Origin of the sequence: Streptomyces sp. NPDC050548, assembly GCF_044457385.1 — a bacterium.
Lineage (GTDB): Bacteria > Actinomycetota > Actinomycetes > Streptomycetales > Streptomycetaceae > Streptomyces.
Genome location: NZ_JBITGV010000002.1, coordinates 279,371 through 303,813 on the forward strand (window position 1 = coordinate 279,371; position 24,443 = coordinate 303,813).

Consider the following 24,443-nt stretch of genomic DNA (forward strand, 5'->3'; position numbering starts at 1 on the left):
TCGAGGTAGGTGGACATCGATGTACAAGAACGCGACAGATACTCACCCCATTGACTGGTGATGAGCACGCCCGTTCAGAGGCGAAAGCCCTCGGCGAGGCTCTCGATGTGGGCGGTCAGCAGGGTGTCGCCGAGCTGTCCCATGCCGGCGAACTGCAGGGCCATTTCGAGGCCGACCGTTCCGTGCAGCGTGGATCAGGCCATGACCGTGCCCGCCAGCGCGATCCCCATGGCCGCGCGCTCGGTACGGAGCCCGGTGTGGGCCGTGACCCAATGGCGGACCGTGGGCTCGCGGCCGGCCCACGCGGTCATCTCCTCGACGAGGGGCGCCACGGCCGCGCCCGGCTCGGCGCCGACGAAGACGCCGAGGAAGGGGCCGAGGAAGGGGCCGAGCGCGGCGCGGGCGCCACCGGACGTGCCCGGGGTGGCGGTGCGGCCCGGGAGCGGTGCGCCCTGGATGAGCTGGTGGAGGTGCGGCCGGCGCATCGCCCAGGAGCGGTAGGCGAGGGCGAGGCGGTGCAGCCAGGCCCTGGGTTCGATCGGCGCGCTCGGGGCGGTGCCCGCGTCGTCGATGGCGTGCGCGATGTCGAGATAGGCGTCGGTGACCAGGGCGTCGACCAGCGCGTCCCGGCTGCCGTAGTAGCGGTAGAGGGCCGGTCCGGAAAGCCCGAGCGCCTTGGCGATGAGGGTGAGTCTGAGCCCGGACGAGCCGCCGGACGCGAGCTGCCGCAGCGCGAGTTCCTTGATCTCCGACCGTGTCTGTTCCCTGAAGTGCTCCCGGGGTGTGGGGATGCGTGTCGTCACGGTGACCTCCTCTGTAGGTCATGGCCGTGCCGGTCATGGCCGATGAGCGCTACTGTATACCTCGTTAGTTATTGTATGTAGCGAACATTAGCGACGATCCCAGGAGGATGGGGCATGGCAACCCAGGCGCGCAGTCCACGGGAGCGGTACCGGGAGCAGACCCGCTCGGAGATCAAGGAAGTGGCCGTCCGCCAGCTCGCCGCCGGTGGTGTCGAGAGCGTGGCCCTGCTGCGGATCGCCAAGGAGATCGGGATGTCGGGCCCCGCGCTCTACCGCTACTACGCCAGCCGGGACGACCTGCTCGCCGAGCTGGTGCTCGACGCCTACACGGATGCCGCCGAGGCCGTCCACGCGGTGGACATCGAAGTCGGCGGACGTGCGGCGTTGCATGCCCTGACCAGGTCCTATCGGGCGTGGGCGGTGGCGAATCCGCATCTCTACCTGCTCGTGCAGGGCACTCCGGTGGCGGGCTTCACCACTCCGCCCGAGGCCGTGCTGCGGGCCCGGTCCGTGCTCGGGCCGTTCCTGCCGGTCTTCGCGGAGGGCCGGCCGCTGGCCGGTCTCGACCCGCTCCTTGCTGAGTTCCAGGCCTGGCTGCGCGACGAGCCGGACGTGACGGCGTGGGTCGCGCAGTGGACGGGCCGGGACCCCGCCGACCCGGCGGCGGCCGTCGCGCTGACCGGCGCGATCATGGCCTGGCCGCAGATCCACGGCACCGTGGGTCTGGAGACCGCGGGCCAGTTCACCGGCATGGGGCACGATCCCGCCACCCTCCTCGACGTACAGACGACGATCCTGGCGGACGCCTTCCAGCTCCGCTGACCGCCTCGCCCTCGCGGGCGCGCAACGCCACTGACCAGCGCTTTCGAGCCCTGTCGGCCATCGCCGGCAGGGCTCTTTCGTGTTCCGTCCAGGGCGCGCCGAAGAGCGTCTTGCTAGATGCAGTCGTTAAAGTTACGTTCTATAACGGCAGCGTTGAAGTGTCGCGCAGTGACTTGTGCGCACCACGCCGTGCCATCCCCTCGCCTCATCTCGCCCACAGGAGGAGCCCACCGTGATCGAAGCAATCGGACTCACCAAACGCTACGGAGAGAAGGCGGCCGTCAACGACCTGTCCTTCACCGTGCGCGCCGGGCAGGTCACGGGCTTCCTGGGCCCCAACGGCGCCGGAAAGTCGACCACTTTGCGCATGCTGCTCGGCCTGGACCGCCCGACCTCCGGCACCGCGCTCATCGACGGCCGGCCCTACGCCTCGCTGACCCGGCCCCTGCACACGGTCGGCGCCCTGCTGGACGCCTCCGCCTTCCACCCCGGCCGCTCGGCACGCAGCCACCTGCGGGCCATCGCCCTCTCGAACGGCATCGGCGCCGCCCGCGTGGACGCCGTCCTCGACGAGGTCGGACTGTCGAGCGTCGCCGGACGCCGGGCGGGCGGCTTCTCCCTCGGCATGAAGCAGCGGCTCGGCATCGCCGCCGCCCTCCTCGGCGACCCCCAACTGCTCATCTTCGACGAGCCGGTGAACGGCCTCGACCCCGAGGGCGTCCACTGGATCCGCACCCTCATGCGGGACCTCGCCGCGCGGGGCCGCACGGTCTTCGTCTCCTCGCACCTGATGAGCGAGATGCAGTACACCGCCGACCACCTGGTCATCGTCGGCCGCGGCCGCCTCATCGCTGACAAGCCGCTCACGGATCTCATCGACTCCGCCGCCGGCACCCATCTCACCATGCGCACCCTCCCCGCGCGCCGCGGCGAACTGGCCGCCGCCCTGCGGGCGTTGGAGGCCCAGGTCGAGACGCGCGACGACGACGCGCTCGCCGTGCGCGGCACGACTCCCCAGGAGGCGGGCATGCTCGCCCACCACCGCGGTATCCCCCTCACCGAACTGTCCGTCCAGCGCTCGACGTTGGAGGACGCGTACATGGCCCTCACCGACGACGCCGTCGAGTACCGGGCGAAGGAGGCAGTGTGATGCGTGACGTGATCGCCTCGGAGTGGCTCAAACTCCGCTCGGTACGCTCGACTTGGTGGGCGCTGGGCGCCGCCCTCGTCCTGATGCCGCTGACCGGTCTGCTCATCGGCATGAACACGAGCCCCGACCAGCTCGGCAACCCGTCCTACGACGCCCTCGACACCCTGACGGGCACGGCCATCGTGCAGTTCGCCTTCGGTGTCCTCGGCGTCCTGGCCATCTCACCCGAGTACGGCACCGGCCTCATCCGTACGACCTTCGCCGCCGTGCCGGCCCGCGGCCGGGTGATCGCGGTCAAGGCGGGCCTGCTCACCGTGGTGTTCGCGGTGGCGGGCACGCTGGTCTCGCTCGTCACGTTCCTCGTCGGACAGGCCGCGCTGCCCACGGGTCTGGGCGTCTCGCTCGGCGACCCGGGCGTCCTGCGGGCCGTGCTCGGCGCCTCCTTCTACATGGTCTTCATCGGTATGTTCGGCTTCGCGCTGGGGGCGTTGATCCGCCACACGCAGGGCGCCCTGTCGGTGCTGATGGCGGTGGTCTTCGTGATCATGGGCATCCTGCCGTCCATCGTGCCGCAGTCCCTCCAGGACGGCGTCGCCGCCTACTCGTTCACCGGACTCGGCCGCTCCCTGATCGTGGTCAAACACGTCGACGGCGTCACCACCCCGCTCACCGCGCTGGTCCTCTGCCTGGTGTACGCGGCCGTCGTCCTCGTCCCCGCGTTCATCCTCACCAACCGACGCGACCCCTGAGATCCCCCCAACTCGCGTCCCCACCCCAGCACTTCACGGAGGCCACCATGTCCCACACGACCTACAACCAGCAGCGGTCCGCAGTGAGCGTCGTCCTCGACAACCGTCTGTCGTACGTCAGTTTCGGCCTCGCCTGGCTCGTCGGGCACGGCGTGAACGCGCTCACCCACGGCGACGATCCCCTCGTGGACCTGCCGTCCGCGATACCGGCGTCGCTGCTCGTCGTAGGCCTGCTCGCCGGTGTCGTCGTCACCGGCGTCGTCACCTCCAGGGCGCTGCGCGGAGTCCGCGGCGCCGACGCGATGGCCGGGAACCTGCTCGCCGCGTCCTGGCCGATCGGCTTCGGCGCCCTGTTCCTGATCATCACCGCGCTGAGCGCGGCCCTCGACGAGCAGAAGGTGCACACCCTGATGTGGCCCACCGCCTCCGGACTCGTCGTGGGACTCCTCTACCTCGCCGGGGGCGCCGTCTACCGCGACCGCCTCCAGTACGTCCTCGGCACCTGGCTCGCCCTCACCTCCTCCGCCGCGCTCTTCCTCCACGGCGCGCCCCTGTACTGGGTGCTCGCCCTCGCGGGCGGCGGCAGCTACCTCGTGGCGGCGGCCCTGGAACCCCGCCGCCACGCCAAGGCCATGCTCGCCAGGGCGAGTTGATACGCCCCCTGCGGGCGGCGGCCGCCGGCAGCACGCCGGTGGCCGCCGCTCCGTGTCCTGCTAGGAGGTGTGTCCGGCCTTCTTGACCTTCCGGGAGACCGTGAACCGGTCGACCTCCGCGCCGGTCGCGGCCAGCGCCCGGACCGTGAGGGTCGTCGTACGGCCGGGCGTCGCGGGGGCGACGTCGACGCGGATGAACGAGTAGCCGGTGTAGCGGACCCGGGACCAGTCGACGTTCTCGGTGACCTTGCCGTCCTTGCCCGTCCAGTACGTCGGCACCGAGTCGATCGCGTCCTCGTGCCCCTCGTAACTGTCGGCCACCGGGAAGCTGTACACGCTCTCGCCGCCCGCGCCCGCCGTCACGTACACCACACCGCCCTTGGCCGGTTCGTGGGTGCCGCCGGTCGGCAGGGTCCGTACGGCCTTGTCCTGGACGACCGGGTCGGTGCGCTCGTAGACGTGGTTGTGGCCGTTGACCACCAGGTCCACCTGGTGCTTCTCGTACAGCGGCACCCACTGCTCGCGCACCCCGCCCTCGGAGGCGTGCGAGCTGGTGGTGGAGAAGGCGCAGTGGTGGTGGAAGACGACGATGAAGTCGACGTCCGTACGGGCCCGCAGCTCGCCGAGCCGCTTGTCGAGCCAGGCGGTCTGCCTGCCGCCGGTGTAGCCGATGTTGGCGGGGATCTCGTACGACACGTCGTTGGCGTCGACCGAGACGACGCCCACGTTGCCGTGGACGAAGGAGTACACACCGGGAGCTGACGCCGCGTCAAAACCGTTGCCGGGCAGGGTGAATCGGGCCTCGTTGCCGCCGTACCCGTTGGGGGAGTACCAGGACTCCATGTCGTGGTTGCCGAACGCCACCATCCACGGCACCCGGCTGGAGAGCGGCTCGATCTGCGCGAGGAACGAATCCCACTGGCGGGCGTCGTAGTTGCCCGCGTCCCCGGGCAGTCCGTGGCCGGTCTCCTCGGCGTAGCAGATGTCTCCCGCGTGCAGGTGGAACGCCGGACTCTGCGCCTGGACAAGGGCGTTGAGGCCGATCGAGGTGTAACTCGGGTTCTGGTCACCGAAGGCGGTGAACCTGAACGGCCGGGTGCTGTGCGTGCGGGGCGCGGTGGTGAAGGAGTAGATCGTGTGCGCGGCGCCCGGGTCGGCGGGGTCGAAGCCGTCGTGGCCGACGCCGTAGTAGTACGTCGTGTCGGGGCTCAGGTTGTCCAGCGCCGCGTGCACGTAGTACTGGTCGATGTCGGCGCTCTTGCCGATCCCGGCCGGTGTGAACAGGTCGCGCACCTCCGCAGGTATGCGGTGGCTCAGGTCGAGGGGGCTTCTGCCGATCCGCAGGAACGGCTTGCTCACCGGCAGGGGCACCTGCCACGACACGCGCATCTGGGTCCGGGGATCGGCGCCGTAGGCCAGATGGCGGCCGAACGGCGCGACCAGCGAACCGTGCACGGTGGACGTGGTCGACGCCGGCACCAGCGTGGGCGTCGCCGCGGCCGCGACACCCCCGCCGCCCGCGAGGGCGACACCGGTGGCGGCGACCGCGCCACCGCGCAGCAGACCGCGACGGGAGAAGGCGCGGCGGAGGTACTCGTGTTGCTCGGGCATGCTCAAGGTGTCGGCGAGCCGGCCGGGAAGGCCCATGCGAGGAGTGTTCATGGGCGCGACGCTGGCAGCGCCGGTTGAACGACCGATTGCCGCCTGCCCATGGACTGGCCATATCCCGCCCATCGCCTGGCTTGTCTCCTATGCCTCGGATGTTCCGAGCGGCCGGGTGAAGTGCTGGGCGTCGGTCAGGATGGGCAGCGTCAGGGGGCTGGTGCTGCGTACGCGAGGTGGGACTGGCCGTGTCCGGGCGGTTGCCTGGCTTGTTTGCTATGTCTCGGATGTTCCGGGCGGACGGGTGAAGTGCTGGGCGTCGGTCAGGATGGGCAGCGTCAGGGGGCTGGTGCTGCGTACGCGAGGTGGGACTGGCCGTGTCCGGGCGGTTGCCTGGCTTGTTTGCTACGCCTCGGATGTCGCCCGCGGCCGGGTGAAGTGTCGGGCGCCGGCCAGGACGAGCAGCGCCAGGGCGGCCGGTGTCGCGTACGCGAGCCGGAACTCGCCGGTGGAGCCGAGCAGTCCGCTCACCGCGCCACCGGTGAGGACGCCCGCGTAGTTGAAGAGGTTCAGCCGGGCCAGGACCGCTTCCGAGGCGGCCGGGCGCAGCCGTGCGGCGGAGGCCAGACACAGCGGGGCCAGGACTGATGCCCCCAGGCCCACCACGCCGGCCGCGAGCACGGCGAACGGCCAGCTCGGCGCCATGGCCATGCCCGCCAGCGCACCCGCCACCACCAGGGCGGCCGTGCGGACGACGGCGGCCGTCCCGACCCGCTGCACCAGCCGGTCCACGCTCGCGCGGCCGACGACCGTGCCGGCCTGGTACGCCGCGTACGCCATCGGAGCGACCGTGAGCGACGCGGCGAGGGTCCCCCGCAGATAGACCGCCGACCAGGCGGAGACCGTCGAGTCCACGACGTAGACGACGAGCAGGACCAGACCGAAGGGGAGCAGCCGCAGCCACAGCCGACGCCCCAACGGCGGTTGCGCAGACGGCTCTTGGACGGAGCGAAGGACGTGCGTGCGCAGACAGCAGGCGACGAGCAGCAGGATGCCCGCCTGCACGGCCAGGCCGTCGCCCACGGGCCGGTCGAGACGGGCCGCCCCGGCCGTGAGCAGGGCCGCGAGCACACCGCCCACGCTCCATGCCGTGTAGAAGGAGCCGAACAGGCTGCGGCCGTAGGCGTGTTCGATCGCGGCGGCCCGGGTGTTGATCGCGACGTCGAGGCCGCCCACCGCGAGACCGAAGAGGACGTAGGCGCAGACGGTGGTCTGCGGTCCGGGCGCCTGTCCGATCAGGGTGAGCGCGACGGCGGCCGTGAGCAGGGCGCCGCGCATCGTGGCGACCGGACCTGCGACACGGACCGCGGCCAGCCCGAGAAAGCTGCCGAACCCGGCCGCCAGCGCGACCGCTACCAGCGTGGCGGTCGTCAGGAGCGGGGACAGCCCCTGCTGCTCGGTGACCGCGGGGACGGTCGTGTACACGGCGGCGACGGACACACCCTGCGCGGCGAACGCGAGCGTCGCCATCCTCCGGGCGCCCGCTCTGGCGGTGCGACGCCCGCTCTTCGTCCGGCTTGGAGCGCTGACTGACATGCAGGGACCGTAGTCAGGCGGTGCGGGACGGACGCAGGACGCCGGGGGCCGTTGAGGGGACTCCGGCGGCCAGCCCGCACGACCGGTGAGGCCCGGGTGCTTACGGTGGTCGCCCACGAGGAGGTGAGCGCGATGTTCCCCGACCCCGCCCCGACGGACCCGCACGGGACCAGCCGCAGCACAACGGCGACGATCCAGCCGAACATCCTGCGCTATCTCGTCGTCGTGGCCGACGAACGCGGTGTCGACCTACGGCCTCTGCTGAGCCGGGTCGGCCTGGACGAGACGTTGATGCGGTCCGCCGCGCTACGGGTGTCGTACCGGCAGGGCAGCGCGGTGATCCGGCGCGCGGTGGAGCTCACCGGGGACGAGCGGCTGGGCCTGAAGGTCGGCGCGGCGCAGCACCTCACCGCGTGGGGTCTGCTCGGCTTCGCGCTGCTGGCCGCCGACACCCTGCGCCACGCCATCGAGACCGGTGTGCGGTACCAGAACCTCTCCGGCGCGATGACCGTGTGGTCGACCGGTGTGGACGAGGACGGCGCCTTCGTCCTGCGCGCCGACCTCCCCGATCCCGCCGTCGACCCGAGCGTGGCCTCCTTCCTCATCGAGGAGGGGCTCGCCTCCGTGGTCACCGTGTCCCGACTGGCCGTCGGCCCGGACTTCGCACCGCGCGTGGTGGAGTTCTCCGCCCCACCACCCCGTCAACACGCCCTGTACGACGCCGTGTTCGGCTGCCCGGTCCGCTTCCGCGCCCCGGCCGACCGCATCGTCGTCGACCCCGCGTGGGCCCGCGCCCCCATGCCCGGCCGCGACCCGGTGACGTACGCCTCGACCCTGGAGACACTCGACGCCCAACTCGCCTCCCGCACCGGGCAACAGGACCTCCTCGAAGTGCTGGAGGTGTCCGTCGCGCAGAGCCTCCCGGTGATCCCCTCCTTCGGCGAACAGGCGCGACGGCACGCGACCAGCGAGCGGACCCTGCGCCGCCGGCTGGCCGACTGCGGCACCACCTACGAGGCACTGGCCGAGGGAGTCCGCCGGGAACGCGTCGAACAGCTGCTGCTGCGCCCCGAGTTGACGCTGCGTGACATCGCCCACCGGGCGGGCTTCTCCGACGAACGCGCCCTGCGCCGCGCGGTACGCCGCTGGCACGGCACCTCCCCCGCCCAGTTGCGGGAGCGGCTGCTCCAGGCGGCGGCGTACCGCGAATGACGGGTCAACGGGTGCGGATCCAGACCGTCTTCTCCCGCGTCCACTGGTCGAAGGCGTTCGTCGACTTCTCCGCCCCGCCGAACCCGGACTGCTTCCAGCCGCCGAACGGCGTGGTGATGTCCCCCTCGCTGTAGGAGTTGACGGAGACCACGCCCGCCTCGATGCCACGGGCCAGCCGCAGCGCGGTGTCGAGGTCACGGGTCCAGACGGAGGCGGCGAGCCCGTACTCGGTGGCGTTCGCCATCAGTACCGCCTCCTCCTCGGAGCCGAAGGTCTCGACGGTGACCACGGGACCGAACAACTCCCTTGTGAGTACGGCGCTTTCGGCGGGGGCGCGGGTGATCACGGTGGGCGGGTAGTAGGCGCCGCGCGCGGGGAGCCCGTGGGGGAGTCCCGCCGTGTGGATCTGCGCTCCGGCCGCGCGGGCGGCGTCGACGGCCCCCGCGACCCGGTCGAAGGCGGCGCGGTCGATGAGCGGCCCCTGCTGGGTCCGGGGGTCGGCCGGATCGCCGACGACGAGGTTCCGTGCCGCCGCCGTGAACCGTTCCACGACCTCCTCGGCGATGCTCCGGTGCACCAACACCCTTGAGCCCGCGGTGCAGTTCTGCCCCATCGTCAGGAACGCGGCCTCGATCATGTCGCCGATCAGCTCGTCGCCGTAGGAGAGCGCGTCGGCCATCAGTACCTGCGGGCTCTTGCCGCCCATCTCCAGGGAGACGCGTTTGAAGTTGCTGTCGGCGGCGGCCCTGAGGACGCGGCGGCCGGTGGCGGTGGAGCCGGTGAAGGAGAGGGCCCGGACGAGGGGGTCGTGGGCGAGGGCCGCGCCGGCCTCCGCGCCGTAGCCGGGCAGTACCGTGAGCACGCCGTCGGGCAGACCGGCCTCGGTGGCGAGCGCGGCGAGGTGGAGGGCCGAGCGCGGGGTGGCCTCGGCGGGCTTCACGAGGAGGCAGTTGCCGGCGGCCAGCGCGGGGCCGACCTTCCAACTGGCCATCGCCAGCGGGTAGTTCCACGGCAGGATCGCCGCTCCGACACCGACCGGCTCACGGCTGACGAGACCGAGCGCGTCGGACCCGCCCGGCGCGAGGCGGCCGAAGACCTTGTCGGCGGCTTCGGCGAACCAGCGGATCGCCTCGACCGCCCCCGGCACATCTCCCGTACGGCACTCCGTGATCGGCTTGCCCGCGTCCTCGCTGTCGAGCCGGGCGAGGAGTTCGCCGTCCCGTTCCATCAGGTCGGCCAGCCGCAGCAGTACGGCACTCCGCTCGCGGACCGGCAGCCGCGACCACACCCCGGAGTCGTAGGCGAGCTGGGCCTGTTCGGCGGCCTTGGTGACGTCGTCGGCGCTCGCGGCGGGAAGAGTGGTGAGCGGCTCGCCCGTGGCGGGATCGACGACGGTCAGCGTCTCGTTCCTGGTCATGCCTCCTCCACCAACTCCCAGCGCCCGTCGGTCTGTCGGGCCAGTCCGCGACCGCGGAGCTCCTCCAGATAGCGGGCCATGCCGCGGTCGCCGCGCCTGCGGAACAGGGGGAAGATCCTGGGCAGCAGGTTCGGGGCGAGCATCGCGCACCGGACCAGACGGGACTCGCCTGACCGGGGATAGGCCTCAAGCCGTGGCCTGTCCAGCAGGCTCACCACGGCCGCGACCACGTTCGCCGGCTGCTGCGGCCGGTCCTGGAACTGCATCGAGTTGCCGCCGTCCACGGCCTCCTGGCGCAGCATCCGGGTGTCCGTCGCCGAGGGCAGCACCGACCCCGCCAGGATCCCCCTGGCACGCAGATCCAGGCCGATGGCGAGCATCGCGCCACGCAGCCCGAACTTGGACGCCGTGTAGATCGGGGTCTCGCCCAGCGGGAAGATCCCGCCCAGGGAGACCGTGGTGACCACCCGGGCATCCCGCGAGGCCTTTAGCAGGGGGATCGCGATCCGGGTGGCGACCAGCGGGGAGGTCAGATTGAGGGTGATCTCCTGCTCGATGCTCTCGACGCTGCGCGCGTCGAAGCGCTCCGAGCTGGTCATGCCCACGTTGTTCACCAGCACGTCGAGCCGGCCGTGGACCTCGGTCACCCGCTCGAACAGCCCCTCCAGCTGGGCGCGTTGGGTCAGGTCGCAGCCGATGCCCGAGTGCCCGGCGCCGGGCAGTGCGGCGGCCACCTTCTCGGCACGGGCCCCGTCGATGTCGACGACGACACACCGCGCGCCGCCCGCCGCGAAGCGTTGGCACAGCGCACTGCCGATACCGCCCGCGCCGCCGGTCACCAGCACGACCTTGTCGGTGAAGTCGAACCGCCTCATGCCGCCGTCTCCACCCGTCGCGGGGAGCGCACCGGGGGCGCCTGACCCTCGGTGCGCCAGCCCATCTGCCGGGCCACCTTGCCGAGGTACTTCACGAACGCCCCGCTGTCGACGTAACCCGTGTGCCGGGGCGAGGCGACGAACTTCAGCCCGCCGGACAGATCCGGCCGGTCGGCGCGGATCATCTGGGTGAACCGCTCGGCGTTGGCCAGACCGTGACGTGTGTCGTGCAGATACCCGGCGATCAACTGCGCCTGTGTGTCGAAGAGTTGGTACGCCCCGGAGTTGGTCTCCACGAACCCGATGCCGAACAGGCCCCGGTGCTCGCGCGAGAACGACGACAGATACAGGTCGGGATGCTGCTCGTCGCCGAAGTACCGCTGCGCGACCGGGACTTTGTGGATGAAGCCCGTGGCCAACAGGATCAGGTCGAAGTCGTCGCTCGTGCCGTCCGTGAAGTGCACGGTGCTGCCCTCGGCGCGCGCGATACCGGGCCGGGCGGTGATGTCGCCGTGCTGGAGGTGGTGGATCAGCATCGAGTTGATGGCCGGGTGCGTCTCGAACAGCCTGTGGTCCGGCTTCTGCAGCCCCAGCCGCGTCGGATCGCCGTTGACGATCCGCAGCAGGCCGCCGAAGAGCCGCTGCGCCAGCCACATCGGCAGATGCGGACCGCTGTTGGCGATGGTGTCCACCGGTCGCCCGAACAGATGCTTGGGGATGAACCAGTACCCGCGCCGCATGCTGATCACCGCACGGTCCGCCGCCCGGGCCGCGTCGCACGCGATGTCGCAGCCGGAGTTCCCCGCACCCACGACCAGCACCCGCTTGCCGCGCAACTCCTCGGCACTGCGATAGCCGACGGTGTGCCGGACCTCGCCTCCGAACTCCCCAGGAATGTCAGGGATGTTGGGATGCCACTGGGAGCCCGTGCACACCACGACCTGCCCGTGCAGACTCTCCCGCCCGTCGGTCCGCACGACCGTCCAGGTGCCGTCCGCGTTCTTCTCGACGCTCGCGACCCCGACGCCGAACTCGATCCGGTCCGTCAGCCCGTAGGCGTCGGCGAAGGACCGCAGATACGACAGGACCTGCCGGTGCGGCGGGTAGTCCGCGAAGTGATCGGGCATGGGGAAGCCGCTGAACCCCGACAGGGTCCGGCTGGAGATGAAGTGTGCCGACTCGTACATCGGCCCGCCCGGATTCTCGATGTCCCAGATCCCGCCGACCCCGGTGTGCCGCTCCAGATGCGTGTACGGCAGCCCTCGCTCCGCCAGCGCCCTGGCGACCGCCAGCCCGGCGGGCCCCGCCCCGATCACACACGTGTCCAACTGGCTTTCCGTCACGAGCCTGCCTCCTCGGTCGTCCCGTTTCACGGGTGGTGCAGGAAACGTATGCACGGGCTGTCCTGCGGGAACTGACCCGCGCGGCCAGGGACGGGACCTCGGCGGCCGCGCCACGGCCGCCGGCGTCCAGCCGGGCGAGGACCGACTTGTTCGGACGACTCAGTCGATATGCTTGCGCCATGGCTCATGTGTCCGCGGCCGAGCGCCGCCCCCAGCTGATCAAAGCGGCCATCGATCTCATGACGAGGGAAGGGGTCGCGGCCGGCAGCACCCGGGCCATCGCCGCCGAGCTGGGGGTCGCCCAGGCCACCGTGCACTACACCTTCGGCACGAAGGAAGGGCTGTACCGCGCGGTCATGGACCAGCTCACGCAGGATCTGGTGGCCCAGGTCGAGCGGGCGGCGCCGGCCGACGGCGGTTTCGAGGAGACGGCGAGCGTGCTGGCCGCCGCGCTGTGGCGGACGGTGCAGGAGCAGCCCGCGAGCCATCAACTCCTGGCGGAACTGACCATGTTCGCGCTCCGCACGCCCGCTCTGAAGGAGTCCCTCGAAACCCACTACCGGGGCTGGACCGAGGTGACCGCGCGACTGATCACGGAGGCGGCCGAGCGCACCGGCCAACCCCTCGCCCAGCCCGTGGACACCATCGCGCGATTCTTCCTCGCCGGTTTCGACGGGCTCACCCAGCAACACCTCGCGCTCCCCGACGAGGAGGCCGAGTACACCTGCCTCCAGGCCTTCGTGTCCGCCGTGGTGGCGATGGCCGGAGGCCGGCTGGAACTGGTGGCGGTACCCAGGCTGCGCTGAGCCGACGCGGCAGGCAAAGGGCGCCCTCGCACTGTGCGGGGGCGCCCTGACCTGTATCTACGCCCGGACAGCGGCCATGGCACACATCACGGTCCATGGACTAGGTCACTCGACTTGAGCAGGTGATAAAGTCGGCCCACCGCCAACCGTTCGAGGGAGTTCGTCATGGCCGTCCTGCTGCACCGGCTGGGCCACAGCGCCTACCAACACCGCAAACTCGTCCTGGGTGTCTGGCTCTTCGTGCTGGCCGCGCTCATCACCTGCGTCGGTGTCTTCGGCGGCAAGCTCGACGACCGCTTCTCGGTGCCGGGCACCGAGTCGCAGCGGGCCCTGGACAGCCTGAGCAAGACCCTTCCCGAAGCCTCGGGAGCAAGCGCCCAGATCGTCTTCACGGCGCCCGAGGGCCACCGGATCACAGAGGCGTCCTATACGGCGGCCATCGCCCGGGCCGTGACCGACGCCAAGAAGGCGCCCCAGGTCGGCGAGGTCGTCGACCCCCGGTTCTCCGGCGCCGTCTCGGCCGACCGGACTACGGCGATAGTCCAGGTCCAGTACCCCGTGCAGAACGCGGAGGTGCGCACCTCGTCCGTGGACGCGATCAAGGACGCGGCCCGCGCGGCGGAGCGGGACGGGCTGCGGACCTCGGTGGGCGGTTCCGTCTTCAGCAGCAACGGAGTCCACATCGGGCCGTCCGAGATCATCGGCGTGGCCGTGGCGCTGCTCGTGCTCGTCGTCACGTTCGGTTCGCTGCTCGCCGCCGGCATGGCACTGCTGCCCGCGCTGATCGGTGTGGCGGCCGGACTGACCGGGCTGCTCGCCCTCGCGCCCGCGGTGAGCATCTCCTCCACGGCCGTCACCCTCGCCCTGATGCTGGGACTGGCCGTCGGCATCGACTACGTCCTGTTCATCCTCTCGCGCCACCGACAGCAACTGGCCCGCGGCACCGACCCGAAGGAATCCGTCGCGCTGGCCGTCGGCACGGCCGGAAGCGCCGTGGTCTTCGCCGGCACCACCGTGATCATCGCGCTCGCCGCGCTGAGCGTCATCGGCATACCGTTCCTGACCACCATGGGTCTCGGGGCCGCCGGCGCGGTCCTCGTCGCCGTACTGGCCGCGATCACCCTCGTCCCCGCCGTCGCGGGATTCGCCGGTACCCGACTCACCCCCGAACCCGGCACCCGCGCCGCCCGGCGGGCCGCCGACGCCGAGGGAACCACCGGCCGCACCACCCTGGGCACCCGCTGGACGAAGCGGGTCATCGCAAAGCCGCTGCTGACCGTGCTCGCCGTCACGGGCATCCTGGTCACCCTCATGCTGCCCGCCGCCGACCTGCGACTGGCCCTTCCCGACAACGGCTCCGCGCCCCAGGCCACCACCCAGCGCACGGCCTACGACACGATCAGCGCCAAGTTCGGCCCCGGCTTCAACGGCCCGCTGCTCGTCCTCGCGGAGACCAACGAGGGTACGGCTGCCGCGAGTTCACGGGCCGGTGCCCAAGTGGCCGAGAAACTGCGGACCTTGAAGGACGTCAAAGCCGTCCTGCCGCCCCAGTCCACCGACGACCCGACGCAGAGCGTCATCACCGTGCTCCCCGCCTCCGGCCCCGACAGCGTCCGCACCGGCCAACTGGTCCGCGAGATAAGGGACTTCGCACCCGGCCTCCGTGTCGGCACCGGCGCGTCGATCGCGGTCACCGGCACCACCGCCGTCAACATCGACGTCTCCAACCGGCTCAGCGACTCCCTGCTGCCCTTCGTCGCCATCGTCGTCGGCCTCAGCCTGCTCCTGCTGACGATCGTGTTCCGGTCGCTGGTCGTCCCCGTCAAGGCGGCTGTCGGTTTCCTCCTGTCGGTGGGCGCCTCGCTCGGTCTGGTCGTCGCCGTCTTCCAGTGGGGTTGGCTGGCCGATGTCCTCGACGTGCCGCACAGCGGTCCTGTCGTCAGCTTCCTGCCGATCATCCTGATCGGCGTGCTGTTCGGACTCGCCATGGACTACGAGGTGTTCCTCGTGTCCGGGATGCGCGAGGAGTGGGCCCACACCGGCCGGGCCCGCCAGTCGGTCGTCGACGGCGCCCGGCACAGTGTGCGGGTCGTCACCGCCGCCGCCCTGATCATGTTCACCGTCTTCGCCGGGTTCTTCCCCCTGGACGACTCCCTCATCAAGCCCATCGCGTTCGCCCTCGCCGTCGGCGTGGCCGTCGACGCCTTCGCCGTCCGCATGACGCTCGTACCGGCGGTGCTCGCCCTCGCCGGCCGGGGCGCCTGGTGGCTGCCCGGCTGGCTGGACCGGATTCTGCCCGACCTCGATGTCGAGGGAAGCAGCCTCCGGAAGGCGGTACCCGCGGAGCGCGGGGAACCCGAGCCCGCGGTTGCGGGTGGGGCGCGTGGGAACTCCGGGCCGTGACGGGCCGTTGCCCAAATGCCGAGCCCTGGCGTGGAGTTGAAGAAGATCTCACCCGTGTCCCAGGGCTCGCCCGAGTCGCCGAGTTCGCCCGACCGCACCCCCGCCCCACTCGTCCCCGGAGGCCCGAACGATGACCCGGAACCACCCCCGGCCCAGCCGACGCGCCGCCTTACTCGGCGGCGCCGCCCTGACCGCCCTCGCCGTCACAGCCGGCACGGCGCACGCCAACTCATCCACCACGGCCGTCAGTTCGCCGACGGAGTTCCCGCTGCCCAACGGCTGGCTCCCCGAAGGCATCGCCATCGGCAGCAGGCCGTACGCCTATATGGGCTCCCGCGCCAACGGCGCCATCTACCGCACCGACCTGCGCACCGGCGAGGGCAAGGTCCTCTCCGAGGGCGCCACCGGCCTGGTCTCCGTCGGCCTGAAGCTCGACCACGACGGTCTGTTGTACGTCGCCGGCGGCACCGGCGCCGCACGAGTCGTCGACTCCCGCACCGGCGAGATCCTGACGACCTATCAACTCACGGCCACCACCGGCCACTTCATCAACGACATCACCCTGCTCGGCGACCGCGCCTGGTTCACCGACTCCCTCGACGCCGTGCTCTACGGCGTCCCTCGCGGCCGTACGGGCGAGGTCACCGCCCTGCCGCTCACCGGCGACTGGGTGCAGACGCCCGGGGTGAACAACGCCAACGGCATCGTCGGCACCCCGGACGGCCACGGCCTCATCGTCGTCAGCAGCAGCCCCGGCAAGCTCTACCGCGTGTCCCTCAGGACCGGCGCAGCCACTGAGATCGCCCTGAGCGGCGCGACCGACGTGGCCAACGGCGACGGTCTGTTCCGGATCGGCCGGACGCTGTACGTCGTCCAGAACCGCCTGAACCGGATCAGCGTGTTCGACCTCGACGCCGAGGTCACCACCGCGACCCTGCGCACCACGATCACCGACCCGCGCTTCGACGTCCCCACGACCGCCGCCCGCTTCGGCAACCGGCTCTATCTGGTCAACGCCCGCTTCACCACCCCGCAGACGCCCGACACGACGTTCACCGCCGTCGCCGTGTCGATCTGACGCGACAACGGGCGGGGTTCCCTTCGCAGCTCTTCGCGAAGGGAACCCCGCCCGTAGGTGAATCAGCGGCGGGGTGTCGACTCAACTGCCGCTTCGGCAGGCTCCGTTGCCGAGCCGACGACCGGAGCCGCCGTAGAAACAGCCGTCCGGCGCGGGCGGAGCAGCAGTACGCAGACCAGTGCCGCGAGGAGTGTCAGCGACCCGGCCACCACCAGGCACAGCCGCATGCCGTCCAGGAACGAGTCGCCCAGCGCGCCCAGCACCCGCCCGGTGTCCGCGCCGAGGTTCATGTGCGCGACGGCACCCAGACCCCCGGCGCCGGCGGTCGCGACGATGCTGTGCTGGGCCGCGCCCGTGACTCCCGCGTCGGTCAGGTGGCCGGGCAGGGTGTCGAGCGCCTTGGTGGTGAGCAGGGCGCCCAGGACGGCCGGGCCGAGCGCGCCGCCGACCTGCCGGAACGCGTTGTTGCCGGCCGCCGCCATCCCCGCCTGCTGATACGGCACGGAGGCCACGGCGGTCGCCGTCATCGGAGTCAGGACGGTCCCCACGCCCAGCCCCAGCAGCGCCAGCCGCCAGGCGATGGACCCGAACGAGGTGCCGGCGTCGACGCCGGTCAGCGAGAACAGCGCGCCCGAGATGACCAGCAGACCGCCGGTGATCAGGACGCGCGGGGCGACCCGGTGCATGAGCCGACCGACCGGCTGGCCGACCACGATGGCCGCCGCCGTGACCATCAGCAGCCGCCAGGCCGCCCCCAGCGTGTCGAGTTGCTGCACCAGGCCGAAGTACAGGCTGAGGAGGAAGAAGAAGCCGATCAGCGCCAGGAAGGTGATCATCGCGACCAGGGTGGTGGCGGTGAACGCCGGGCTGCGGAACAGCGTCAGATCCAGCATCGGGCTCTCGCTGCGCCGCTCCGCGAACACGAAGGCGACACCGGCGGCCACGGCCGTGAACAGGGCCACCATGACCTTGACGTCCGTGAAGGAACCGGCGCCGCCCTCGATCACGCCGTAGACGAGCGCGGTGATGGAGAGGGCCGCCGTCAGCTGGCCGGGCCAGTCCAGCTTCCGGCCGTGCGGGGCCCGGGAGTCGGGGAGCAGCCGGGCCGAGACGGCCAGTGCGATCAGCGGGACGGGGACGGACAGGAGGTAGATCCAGCGCCACGAGGTGTGGTCGAGGATGACGCCGGCTGTCAGCGGGCCGACGGCCAGCGCGGCCATGAGGGCGGTCGCCCACAGGCCGATGAACTTGCCGCGCTCCCGGTGGTCGGGCACCGCGTGGCTGATCAGCGCCAGGGTGGTGGGCAGCAGGGTCGCCGCGCCGAGACCGGCCAGCGCCTGGCCGATCCAGAGCACCTGGACCGACTGCGCGCACAGCGCGACGGCGGCTCCGGCCGCGGCGAACAGCAGGCCCGCCTGGAACACCTTCTTGCGCCCGTGCACATCGCCGAAGACCCCGGCGGTGAGGATGAACGCGGCCATGGGCAGGACGAACGCGTCCTGGACCCAGGACAGTTGGGCGGTCGACGCGTTAAGCGCCGCCTGGATGGCGGGCAGGCTCACGGCGACCGTGGTCACCGGCAAGTAGGCGACGAAGACGCCGAGGCAGGCCATGACGAGGGTGGCCGCCCGCCGGTCGGCCGTCCCGCTCGCCGGGGTCGTGACGTTCACGGAGAACTCTCCTTCTTGACTGCGGTGCCCTCGAACGGGCACGCGTCTCAGGATCGGCCCAGGCATCGACAATCACCAACGTGCGACCGAGAAGCGATCGGAAACCGCCAACTCGACCCCGGACGATGTCAGACTTTCCCCATGACAGACGCAGTCGACGGGAAAATCCTCCGCGCCCTGCAGTGCGCGCCACGCGCCTCGTTCCGGCTGGTCGGCGAGGTGGCCGGGGTCTCGGAGCAGACCGCGGCCCGCCGCTTCCACGCGCTGCGCCGCGCCGGGGTGATGCGGGTGGTCGGCCTGGTCGATCCCGCCGTCCACGGCGACGCGCGCTGGGTGGCCCGGATCCGCTGCCGCCCCGACCGGGTCGGCCCGCTCGCCGACGTGCTCACCCGACGGCCCGACATCGCCTACGCGGGGCTCGCGTCCGGCGGCTCGGAGATCATCTGCATCATCACCGCACCCGTACATGTGCCGCGCGACGACGTCCTGCTGCGCCAGTTGCCCAGGTCGGCAGCCGTCCTCGACGTAAGCATCGATCTGCTCATCCACTCCTTCGGCACGTCCGGCGTGAGCGACTGGACGGGCTATGGCGGCCACCTCACGCCTGATCAGATCCGGCACCTCGTGGGCGACCGGCCGCCCGCCCCCGCCGGACCTCCCGTACGCCTCACCGACGAGGACACCCCGCTCCTCGACGCCCTCGCGGAGGACGGCCGTGCCACCCACACCCAGCTTGCCGACGTCACCGGCTGGTCCACGGCCCGTGTGGCCCGCCGCCTGGACGCCCTGGAGACCTCGGGGGTCCTCGCCTACGACGTCGAACTGCTCTCCGCACGCCTGGGGTTCGCGCTGAGCGCCACCCTGTGGCTGCGGGTCGCCCCGGTCCACCTCGCACGCGCCGGCGAGGAACTCGCGGGCCACGACGAGGTCGCCTTCGCCGCCGCCATCAGCGGCGACTCCAACGTGATGGCCATCGTCGTCTGCCGCGACACGGAGGACCTGTACCGCTATCTGACCACCAAGGTCGCCGCGGTCCCGGGCATCGACGGCTACGGCGTGAGCATCCGCGTCCACACCCTGAAGCAGGCCACCTCGCTCATCTCGCGCGGGCGACTCGTGCCCCCGGCGTTCGCATAGGGCGGCCGGGACGCACAGGGCCGGATCACCCGCGGCGGCGGGTGATCCGGTGGACGTGCGCCGGGCGCTGCGACGGGTCAGCGCTTGGTGTAGATGAAGCCGACCTTGTCCAGCTCGTCGCCGGAGCGTCCGTGGAAGCCGGCGATCTGCCAGCCGGACGGGGCGGTGCGGGTCACGCAGTCCGAGGTGGTGGTGCCACCGGCCAGGGTGTTGCCCAGGTTGGTGGTGAACTTGGCGTAGAAGATCCGCGTGGTGTCGTTGTACTTGCTCTCGCACAGGTACGCCGACGTCACGTACTCTCCGCTGCCCAGTGTCAGCGAGGACGCGGTGCCGCCGGTGCCGCCGTGGGTGAGTGTCGTCCCGTTGGCGAGGGTGATGCCGACCTGGTCGACGCGGGAGCCGGAGCGCAGCGAGATCTTGGTGGCGCGGGCGGCGGCCGGGACGCTGTCGATGTCCTGGTAGTAGTCGCCGTGCGGGCCGCCGAACTGGTCGCTGAGCTGGAAGTCCGCGTTCTGCGACCAGGTGAAGCCGACCGTGATCGGGTCGTGGTCGGAGAGCATCAGCCCGTCCGAGGTCAGGAACTTGGCGTGCTCGTTGTTGTACGAGGTCGCGTTGAGCGTCACCAGCTTGCTGCTGCGGTAGAGGACCTTGTCCACGACCTCGCAGGTGTTGGGCACGGTGGCGCCGGTCTGGTCGCACACCAGCGCGTCGCTGCCCTTGACCGGTGCGACGCCGCCGCGGATCAGCTTGACCCAGGCGTCGGTGAGTCCGTTGGCCGCGCCGAACTCCGCGATGGTGTCGGCGGCGCGGGTGTAGCGGGTGTTCGTGTCACCCATCACCACGACGGCGTTGCCCGCCGAGTGGGTGCTGATGAACGAGGTCAGCTGGCTGAGGTTGTCGGCGCGGGAGGCCTCGTCGCCGTCGTTGGTACCGGCGTTGGTGTGCAGGTTGTAGAAGTCGACGTACACGCCCTCGGAGAGGCGCTCGCGCATGAACGTGAAGCCCTTGGGGGTGAGGCAGTCGCCCGAGTCGATCTGGCAGGAGTTCCAGTGGACGCGCTCGAAGTCGTCGCCGTCCCAGGCGTAGTTGGAGACGGTGTTGAGCCCGCTGCCGATGCCCGCGCCGCCGCTGGTCGCGGTGCGGTAGGGGTGGGTGTCGGTGGAGTACAGGTAGGCGTGGTAGTTGAAGTCCTCCTGCACGTTCACGATGTCGTACGGGGCGATGCGCGTGCCGATCGCGGTGGTGCTCGTGTCGCGCGGCGTCGAGGCGCTGGAGAGCGACTCGGGCAGTCCGGCGACGTTGTAGCTGAGCACGCTGAAGCTGCCCGAGGTCGCGGCGGCGGCCGGTGTGGCGGCAGCCACCGTCAGCCCGCCCAGGGCCGCGGCAGCGGTCGCCAGACAGGCGAGAAGTCTGCGCATGGGGAAGTGCCTCCTGCGGAGTGACAGAGGGGGAGTGTGGTGCGGCGGTCATGTCAAAATGTAGCGACAAGCGCTTGCTGTGACTCCCCTCCGGCTGCACCGAATTGGGAATTCCGCGTGACATGGAGGTGGCCAAGTCCCCTTGTGCGCCCGTTTGTTGGCGGTGCGGGCGGATACCGTCCCGGGCACGGGTGCTCGGGGAAGCGCTTCACGGGCCGGCCTCGCTGCTAGGGCCGCGCCAAGTGCCTCATCGTCAGTGCCAGTTGGAGGCGCAGTCGCCCCTGCGGAGTCCGTACCGGCCAGCCGAGCAGGGACTCCGCGTGGGTCAACCGGTCCTGGAGCGTGGAGTGGTGGACGTTGATCTCGGTGGCCGCCGCGCGCAGGCTCGTGGTGGCGGCGACGGCGTGCAGAGTGGCCAGCAGCCAGGGCGCGTTCGCCGCCGCGGCTTCCAAGTCATGGACGTCGGGCGGCGGTTCGGCACCCGGTACGACCAGTTCGGCGAGGAGGGTGATGCCGCCGAGCGCGTCGGCGTGCACGATCCGCTCGCCGGGGTCCTGAGCGGTCCCGTCGGCGGTGAAGCGGAGGGCGGTGCGGGCCGCGGCCCATGAGCGGGGCAGGTCCAGTACGGGGACGGCCGGGCCGATGCCCAGCCGTCCGGCAGGCAGCTCGGCGTCCGTCGGGACCCGGAGCGCGTGCGCCGGAGGCGGCTGCGGATCGCCGTCCTGGTGCGGGGCGAGTGACCCCGGCCGGGCGCCGGACGTACCGGTGGCCCGCGGCGCGGCGACGACTCGGGGCGGCCCGTCGAGCGGGGCGACGACACGGGCCCGGGTCGCGGTGTCGGCCACGTCCAGACCCAGGCGACGGGCCGCGTGCAGCCGGGCCGGTTCGGGGGCGGTGGCGTCGAGCAGCGTCTCCATCAGCTCCGGGTCGTCGGCGGAGACCCGGCCCCGGGTGCGGTCCAGCACGAGTCGCACCGCACCGGCCGCACGCTCCAGGATCACCGCGTCGACGACGCTGGGCGCCGCCTCCGCCGTACGCTCCAGCCACAGTGCCGAAGCACCGCCCGGTGTCAGCGCGGCGGACGGCCAGGCGGGGTCCGGCGGCTCCGCGTCGTCCCTGCGGGTGCCGTCCGCCTCGACCCGTATCCGCACCCGTCGTTCGGCGTCGACCAGCCGCGCGGCACACCCGGCGAGCACCGCCGCCCCACGCACCAGTGCCTCAAGACCGGCCCGCGACTCGGCGAGCCGATCGAAGTAGCCGATGACCTGCACGGCGGCACCGGCGTCCGGATCCAGCGCGGTCAGGCGCCCGGCCAGCTCTTTCATATCCCCATGGTGCGTCATGAAACCGGAGTACAGGAGTCCGCGGACCGGGTTCCGTCGAGGACGTGGCACGCGGGGGAGCGCGGTGGCGGCACGTGGAATGCCTCCGGGCGGAGCGTGCCGTCCCGTCCCGGGACTCCGGGAACCGCGCGTCACCGGCACCGACCGGAACGACCCGGCGCCGACAGCAGGCACCGATCGCCCCGCGGCGGCTTCGTACGGGTGCCTCCCGTAGCGCCTACGTCCCCAACAACCGCCGCAGCCAGCCGACATGCGAGGCCCGTGCCGCCTGCGACAGCGCCGCCTGCGGGGCGAAGCCGTCGAAGCCGTGGAAGCCGCCGGGCCAGACGTGGAGTTCGGCCACTCCGCCCGCCTGCCAGAGGCGGGACGCGTAGGTGACGACCTCGTCGCGGAAGGTCTCCGCCGAGCCGACGTCGAGGAAGGCCGGGGGCAGGCCGCCGAGGTCCTCCGCGCGGGCCGGTGCGGCGTACGGGGACACGTCGGGGCCGCCGCGGCGGTCGCCGAGGAGCGCGGTCCAGCCGGTCTCGTTGGCCGTGCGGTCCCAGATGCCGACGCCGACCATCTGGTGCGCGGAGGGGGTGTCGTTGCGGTCGTCGAGCATGGGGCACAGCAGCAACTGGCCGATCGGGCGCGGGCCGCCGCGGTCCCGGGTGAGCAGGGCGAGCGCGGCACACAGGCCGCCGCCCGCGCTCGCGCCCATGATGATGATCCGCTCCGGGTCGCCGCCGATCTCCTTGGCGTGCTCCGCCGTCCACAGCAGACCGGCGTACACGTCCTCGATCGGCGCGGGATGCGGATGTTCGGGCGCCAGCCGGTACTCCACCGACACCACCACCGCGTCGAGCTCCCGTGCGTACTCCAGCGCCCCGGTCACTCCGACCCGCCTGTCGCCGAGCACCATGCCGCCGCCGTGCACGTGATAGACGACGGGCAGCGGTCCGGTGGTCGCGGGTGCGGTCGGGCGGCCGATCAGCAGCGTGACGGCGGGCTCGCCCACCGGACCTGCCACCTCCCGGTCCTCGATGTCGAAGGCCCCGTCCAGGGTCAGGTCCATCTCCATCGACTGCGTGATCGCCGGGCCCCGACGGATCTCGTCGATGTCCTCCGGCGACATCCCGGGCGAGATGAACTCCTTGATCAACTCCAGCGCTGCGGCGAGTTCGGGGTCGAACGGGGGCGGGGGCGGGGGTGGGACGGACGTCATGCGCTTCTCCTCACGCTGGGCGCGGCGGCTCGTACGGCCATACTCCGCGCGACTACCCCCGATTCACCCGCCGCCGTCCGGCGGAACCTCTCCGCCGGACGGCGGGTGCCCGACCGTCCCGTCCGTCGCAGAGCGCTTGACTTCGAGAACGCTCGAAGACCTACCGTCACGAAAGACGGTGAAGGTCCGGGCGAACTGTGGAACGGAGTCGGACATGCGGGTCGGTGTGCACATCAACCGGTTCAACCATCCCGGAGGGCCCGCGGTGATCGGGCCCGAACTGGCCGCGGCGGGCGCCGCGGCCGAGGCGGCGGGCGTCAGCTGGCTCTCGGTGATGGACCACTACTTCCAGATGGAGTTCAACGGCGGCGCCGAGGACCCCATGCTGGAGGCCTACACGACCCTCGGCTTCCTGGCCGGCCACACCTCCACGGTCCGCCTCGGCGCACTGGTGACCGGTGTGACGTACCGGAATCCGGGGCTGCTCGCGAAGATCGCCACCACTCTCGACGTGCTCTCCGGCGGCCGGGCCACCCTCGGCATCGGGGCCGCCTGGTACGACCGTGAGCACCACGGTCTCGGCGTGCCCTACCCGCCGGTCGCGGAGCGTTTCGAGCGGCTGGAGGAGACCCTGCGGATCTGTCTGCAGATGTGGGATACGGACAACAACGGCCCCTTCGAGGGCGAGCACTACCGGCTCGCCGAGACCCTGTGCGTGCCCGCGCCGGTCAGCAGCCCGCACCCCGAGATCATGATCGGCGGCGGTGGGGAGAAGAAGACGCTGCGGCTGGTCGCCCAGTACGCGGACGCCTGCAACCTGATCGTGTCGACGCCGGACGAGCTGCGGCACAAGCTGGAGGTGCTGCGCGGTCACTGCGACCGGCTGGGGCGCGACTACGACCGTATCCGCAAGACGATCGTCCACATGGGCGACTCGGTCACCACCGGCGACCTCGACGCCTTCCTGTCGGAGATCGACGGCTTCACCAAGTTCGGCATCGACACGGTGATCCTGGCGCCGCGCACCGGCGAACCGGCCGAGTGGATCGAGCGGTTCGTGGCACCGGCGGTACCGCGGCTGGCCGAACTGGACTGACGTCAACCGACGTGAAAGGGGCCGGAGTTCACATGAACTCCGGCCCCTTTCACGGTGACGCAAGGT

General features: G+C 71.4%; 20 protein-coding genes. 10 read left to right on the top strand and 10 right to left on the bottom strand.

What is annotated here, in order from left to right:
• Nucleotides 1–194: 194 nt before the first annotated feature.
• The gene (locus tag ACIBJH_RS07110; protein WP_399115823.1) at nt 195–803 is read right to left on the bottom strand and encodes a TetR/AcrR family transcriptional regulator; all 609 of its coding nucleotides are present in this window, start codon (nt 801–803) and stop codon (nt 195–197) included.
• Between the two features lie 114 nt (nt 804–917).
• Between ACIBJH_RS07110 and ACIBJH_RS07115 the strand changes: the two genes are divergently transcribed.
• From ACIBJH_RS07115 to ACIBJH_RS07130, 4 genes are all read left to right on the top strand, one after another.
• Nucleotides 918–1,625, top strand: a complete 708-nt coding sequence (locus tag ACIBJH_RS07115) for a TetR/AcrR family transcriptional regulator (RefSeq protein ID WP_399115824.1) — start codon at nt 918–920, stop codon at nt 1,623–1,625.
• A 232-nt stretch (nt 1,626–1,857) separates the two neighbouring features.
• A complete protein-coding gene (locus ACIBJH_RS07120; protein WP_399115825.1) occupies nt 1,858–2,775 on the top strand; it encodes an ABC transporter ATP-binding protein in 918 nt (305 codons plus the stop codon).
• On the top strand, nt 2,775–3,524 hold the full coding sequence (locus tag ACIBJH_RS07125) for an ABC transporter permease (RefSeq protein ID WP_399115826.1): 750 nt from the start codon (nt 2,775–2,777) through the stop codon (nt 3,522–3,524). Before ACIBJH_RS07120 ends, ACIBJH_RS07125 begins: the two co-directional genes overlap by 1 nt.
• 47 nt (nt 3,525–3,571) lie before the next feature.
• Nucleotides 3,572–4,177 carry an ABC transporter permease gene (locus ACIBJH_RS07130; RefSeq protein WP_399115827.1) on the top strand — a complete coding sequence of 202 codons (606 nt, stop codon included), beginning with the start codon at nt 3,572–3,574 and terminating at the stop codon, nt 4,175–4,177.
• Between the two features lie 60 nt (nt 4,178–4,237).
• On the opposite strand, the gene ACIBJH_RS07135 is transcribed toward ACIBJH_RS07130, so the two are convergent.
• Nucleotides 4,238–5,839: a purple acid phosphatase family protein gene (locus ACIBJH_RS07135; RefSeq protein WP_399115828.1), complete on the bottom strand. Its 1,602-nt coding sequence runs from the start codon at nt 5,837–5,839 to the stop codon at nt 4,238–4,240.
• A 345-nt stretch (nt 5,840–6,184) separates the two neighbouring features.
• A complete protein-coding gene (locus tag ACIBJH_RS07140) occupies nt 6,185–7,375 on the bottom strand; it encodes an MFS transporter (RefSeq protein WP_399115829.1) in 1,191 nt (396 codons plus the stop codon).
• A gap of 132 nt (nt 7,376–7,507) precedes the next feature.
• Here ACIBJH_RS07140 and ACIBJH_RS07145 point away from each other — a divergent pair, with 132 nt between their 5' ends.
• Nucleotides 7,508–8,587, top strand: a complete 1,080-nt coding sequence (locus ACIBJH_RS07145; RefSeq protein ID WP_399116372.1) for an AraC family transcriptional regulator — start codon at nt 7,508–7,510, stop codon at nt 8,585–8,587.
• 4 nt (nt 8,588–8,591) lie between these two features.
• Here ACIBJH_RS07145 and ACIBJH_RS07150 read toward each other — a convergent pair whose 3' ends face one another.
• The 3 genes from ACIBJH_RS07150 to ACIBJH_RS07160 are packed head-to-tail and all read right to left on the bottom strand — an operon-like array spanning nt 8,592 to nt 12,222.
• Nucleotides 8,592–10,004 carry an aldehyde dehydrogenase family protein gene (locus tag ACIBJH_RS07150; RefSeq protein WP_399115830.1) on the bottom strand — a complete coding sequence of 471 codons (1,413 nt, stop codon included), beginning with the start codon at nt 10,002–10,004 and terminating at the stop codon, nt 8,592–8,594.
• Complete coding sequence (locus tag ACIBJH_RS07155) at nt 10,001–10,879, bottom strand: SDR family NAD(P)-dependent oxidoreductase (RefSeq protein ID WP_399115831.1); 879 nt, start codon at nt 10,877–10,879, stop codon at nt 10,001–10,003. The genes ACIBJH_RS07150 and ACIBJH_RS07155 overlap by 4 nt, the downstream gene beginning before the upstream one ends.
• A complete protein-coding gene (locus ACIBJH_RS07160) occupies nt 10,876–12,222 on the bottom strand; it encodes a flavin-containing monooxygenase (protein ID WP_399115832.1) in 1,347 nt (448 codons plus the stop codon). Before ACIBJH_RS07160 ends, ACIBJH_RS07155 begins: the two co-directional genes overlap by 4 nt.
• A gap of 179 nt (nt 12,223–12,401) precedes the next feature.
• Here ACIBJH_RS07160 and ACIBJH_RS07165 point away from each other — a divergent pair, with 179 nt between their 5' ends.
• From ACIBJH_RS07165 to ACIBJH_RS07175, 3 genes are all read left to right on the top strand, one after another.
• Complete coding sequence (locus tag ACIBJH_RS07165; RefSeq protein WP_399115833.1) at nt 12,402–13,028, top strand: TetR/AcrR family transcriptional regulator; 627 nt, start codon at nt 12,402–12,404, stop codon at nt 13,026–13,028.
• Between the two features lie 165 nt (nt 13,029–13,193).
• Nucleotides 13,194–15,431 carry an MMPL family transporter gene (locus ACIBJH_RS07170; protein ID WP_399115834.1) on the top strand — a complete coding sequence of 746 codons (2,238 nt, stop codon included), beginning with the start codon at nt 13,194–13,196 and terminating at the stop codon, nt 15,429–15,431.
• A 130-nt stretch (nt 15,432–15,561) separates the two neighbouring features.
• Nucleotides 15,562–16,509 (top strand): SMP-30/gluconolactonase/LRE family protein, encoded by a 948-nt coding sequence (locus tag ACIBJH_RS07175; RefSeq protein WP_399115835.1) that lies wholly within the window; start codon nt 15,562–15,564, stop codon nt 16,507–16,509.
• Between the two features lie 62 nt (nt 16,510–16,571).
• On the opposite strand, the gene ACIBJH_RS07180 is transcribed toward ACIBJH_RS07175, so the two are convergent.
• Complete coding sequence (locus ACIBJH_RS07180; RefSeq protein ID WP_399115836.1) at nt 16,572–18,179, bottom strand: MFS transporter; 1,608 nt, start codon at nt 18,177–18,179, stop codon at nt 16,572–16,574.
• 141 nt (nt 18,180–18,320) lie between these two features.
• On the opposite strand from ACIBJH_RS07180, the gene ACIBJH_RS07185 reads away from it, so the two are divergent.
• Nucleotides 18,321–19,316, top strand: a complete 996-nt coding sequence (locus tag ACIBJH_RS07185) for an Lrp/AsnC family transcriptional regulator (RefSeq protein ID WP_399115837.1) — start codon at nt 18,321–18,323, stop codon at nt 19,314–19,316.
• Nucleotides 19,317–19,393: 77 nt separating this feature from the next.
• Here the strand turns inward: ACIBJH_RS07185 and ACIBJH_RS07190 are convergent, their stop codons facing one another.
• The 3 genes from ACIBJH_RS07190 to ACIBJH_RS07200 form a co-directional block, all read right to left on the bottom strand.
• Complete coding sequence (locus ACIBJH_RS07190; protein WP_399115838.1) at nt 19,394–20,734, bottom strand: jacalin-like lectin; 1,341 nt, start codon at nt 20,732–20,734, stop codon at nt 19,394–19,396.
• 227 nt (nt 20,735–20,961) lie between these two features.
• Entirely contained in the window at nt 20,962–22,059 is a 1,098-nt protein-coding gene (locus tag ACIBJH_RS07195; protein WP_399115839.1) for a helix-turn-helix domain-containing protein, read from the bottom strand.
• A 235-nt stretch (nt 22,060–22,294) separates the two neighbouring features.
• Nucleotides 22,295–23,281 (bottom strand): alpha/beta hydrolase, encoded by a 987-nt coding sequence (locus ACIBJH_RS07200; RefSeq protein ID WP_399115840.1) that lies wholly within the window; start codon nt 23,279–23,281, stop codon nt 22,295–22,297.
• 214 nt (nt 23,282–23,495) lie between these two features.
• Between ACIBJH_RS07200 and ACIBJH_RS07205 the strand changes: the two genes are divergently transcribed.
• Nucleotides 23,496–24,377 carry an LLM class F420-dependent oxidoreductase gene (locus ACIBJH_RS07205; protein ID WP_399115841.1) on the top strand — a complete coding sequence of 294 codons (882 nt, stop codon included), beginning with the start codon at nt 23,496–23,498 and terminating at the stop codon, nt 24,375–24,377.
• Nucleotides 24,378–24,443: the final 66 nt, after the last annotated feature.

Excerpts from the sequence above, each read along its gene's own strand:
- ACIBJH_RS07135 (WP_399115828.1), bottom strand. The coding sequence starts at position 5,839 with ATGAACACTCCTCGCATGGGCCTTCCCGGCCGGCTCGCCGACACCTTG.
- ACIBJH_RS07200 (WP_399115840.1), bottom strand. The coding sequence starts at position 23,281 with ATGACGTCCGTCCCACCCCCGCCCCCGCCCCCGTTCGACCCCGAACTC.
- ACIBJH_RS07155 (WP_399115831.1), bottom strand. The coding sequence starts at position 10,879 with ATGAGGCGGTTCGACTTCACCGACAAGGTCGTGCTGGTGACCGGCGGC.
- ACIBJH_RS07175 (WP_399115835.1), top strand. The coding sequence starts at position 15,562 with ATGACCCGGAACCACCCCCGGCCCAGCCGACGCGCCGCCTTACTCGGC.
- ACIBJH_RS07165 (WP_399115833.1), top strand. The coding sequence starts at position 12,402 with ATGGCTCATGTGTCCGCGGCCGAGCGCCGCCCCCAGCTGATCAAAGCG.
- ACIBJH_RS07190 (WP_399115838.1), bottom strand. The coding sequence starts at position 20,734 with ATGCGCAGACTTCTCGCCTGTCTGGCGACCGCTGCCGCGGCCCTGGGC.
- ACIBJH_RS07205 (WP_399115841.1), top strand. The coding sequence starts at position 23,496 with ATGCGGGTCGGTGTGCACATCAACCGGTTCAACCATCCCGGAGGGCCC.
- ACIBJH_RS07125 (WP_399115826.1), top strand. The coding sequence starts at position 2,775 with ATGCGTGACGTGATCGCCTCGGAGTGGCTCAAACTCCGCTCGGTACGC.
- ACIBJH_RS07185 (WP_399115837.1), top strand. The coding sequence starts at position 18,321 with ATGACAGACGCAGTCGACGGGAAAATCCTCCGCGCCCTGCAGTGCGCG.
- ACIBJH_RS07140 (WP_399115829.1), bottom strand. The coding sequence starts at position 7,375 with ATGTCAGTCAGCGCTCCAAGCCGGACGAAGAGCGGGCGTCGCACCGCC.
- ACIBJH_RS07145 (WP_399116372.1), top strand. The coding sequence starts at position 7,508 with ATGTTCCCCGACCCCGCCCCGACGGACCCGCACGGGACCAGCCGCAGC.
- ACIBJH_RS07195 (WP_399115839.1), bottom strand. The coding sequence starts at position 22,059 with ATGAAAGAGCTGGCCGGGCGCCTGACCGCGCTGGATCCGGACGCCGGT.
- ACIBJH_RS07170 (WP_399115834.1), top strand. The coding sequence starts at position 13,194 with ATGGCCGTCCTGCTGCACCGGCTGGGCCACAGCGCCTACCAACACCGC.
- ACIBJH_RS07150 (WP_399115830.1), bottom strand. The coding sequence starts at position 10,004 with ATGACCAGGAACGAGACGCTGACCGTCGTCGATCCCGCCACGGGCGAG.
- ACIBJH_RS07130 (WP_399115827.1), top strand. The coding sequence starts at position 3,572 with ATGTCCCACACGACCTACAACCAGCAGCGGTCCGCAGTGAGCGTCGTC.
- ACIBJH_RS07115 (WP_399115824.1), top strand. The coding sequence starts at position 918 with ATGGCAACCCAGGCGCGCAGTCCACGGGAGCGGTACCGGGAGCAGACC.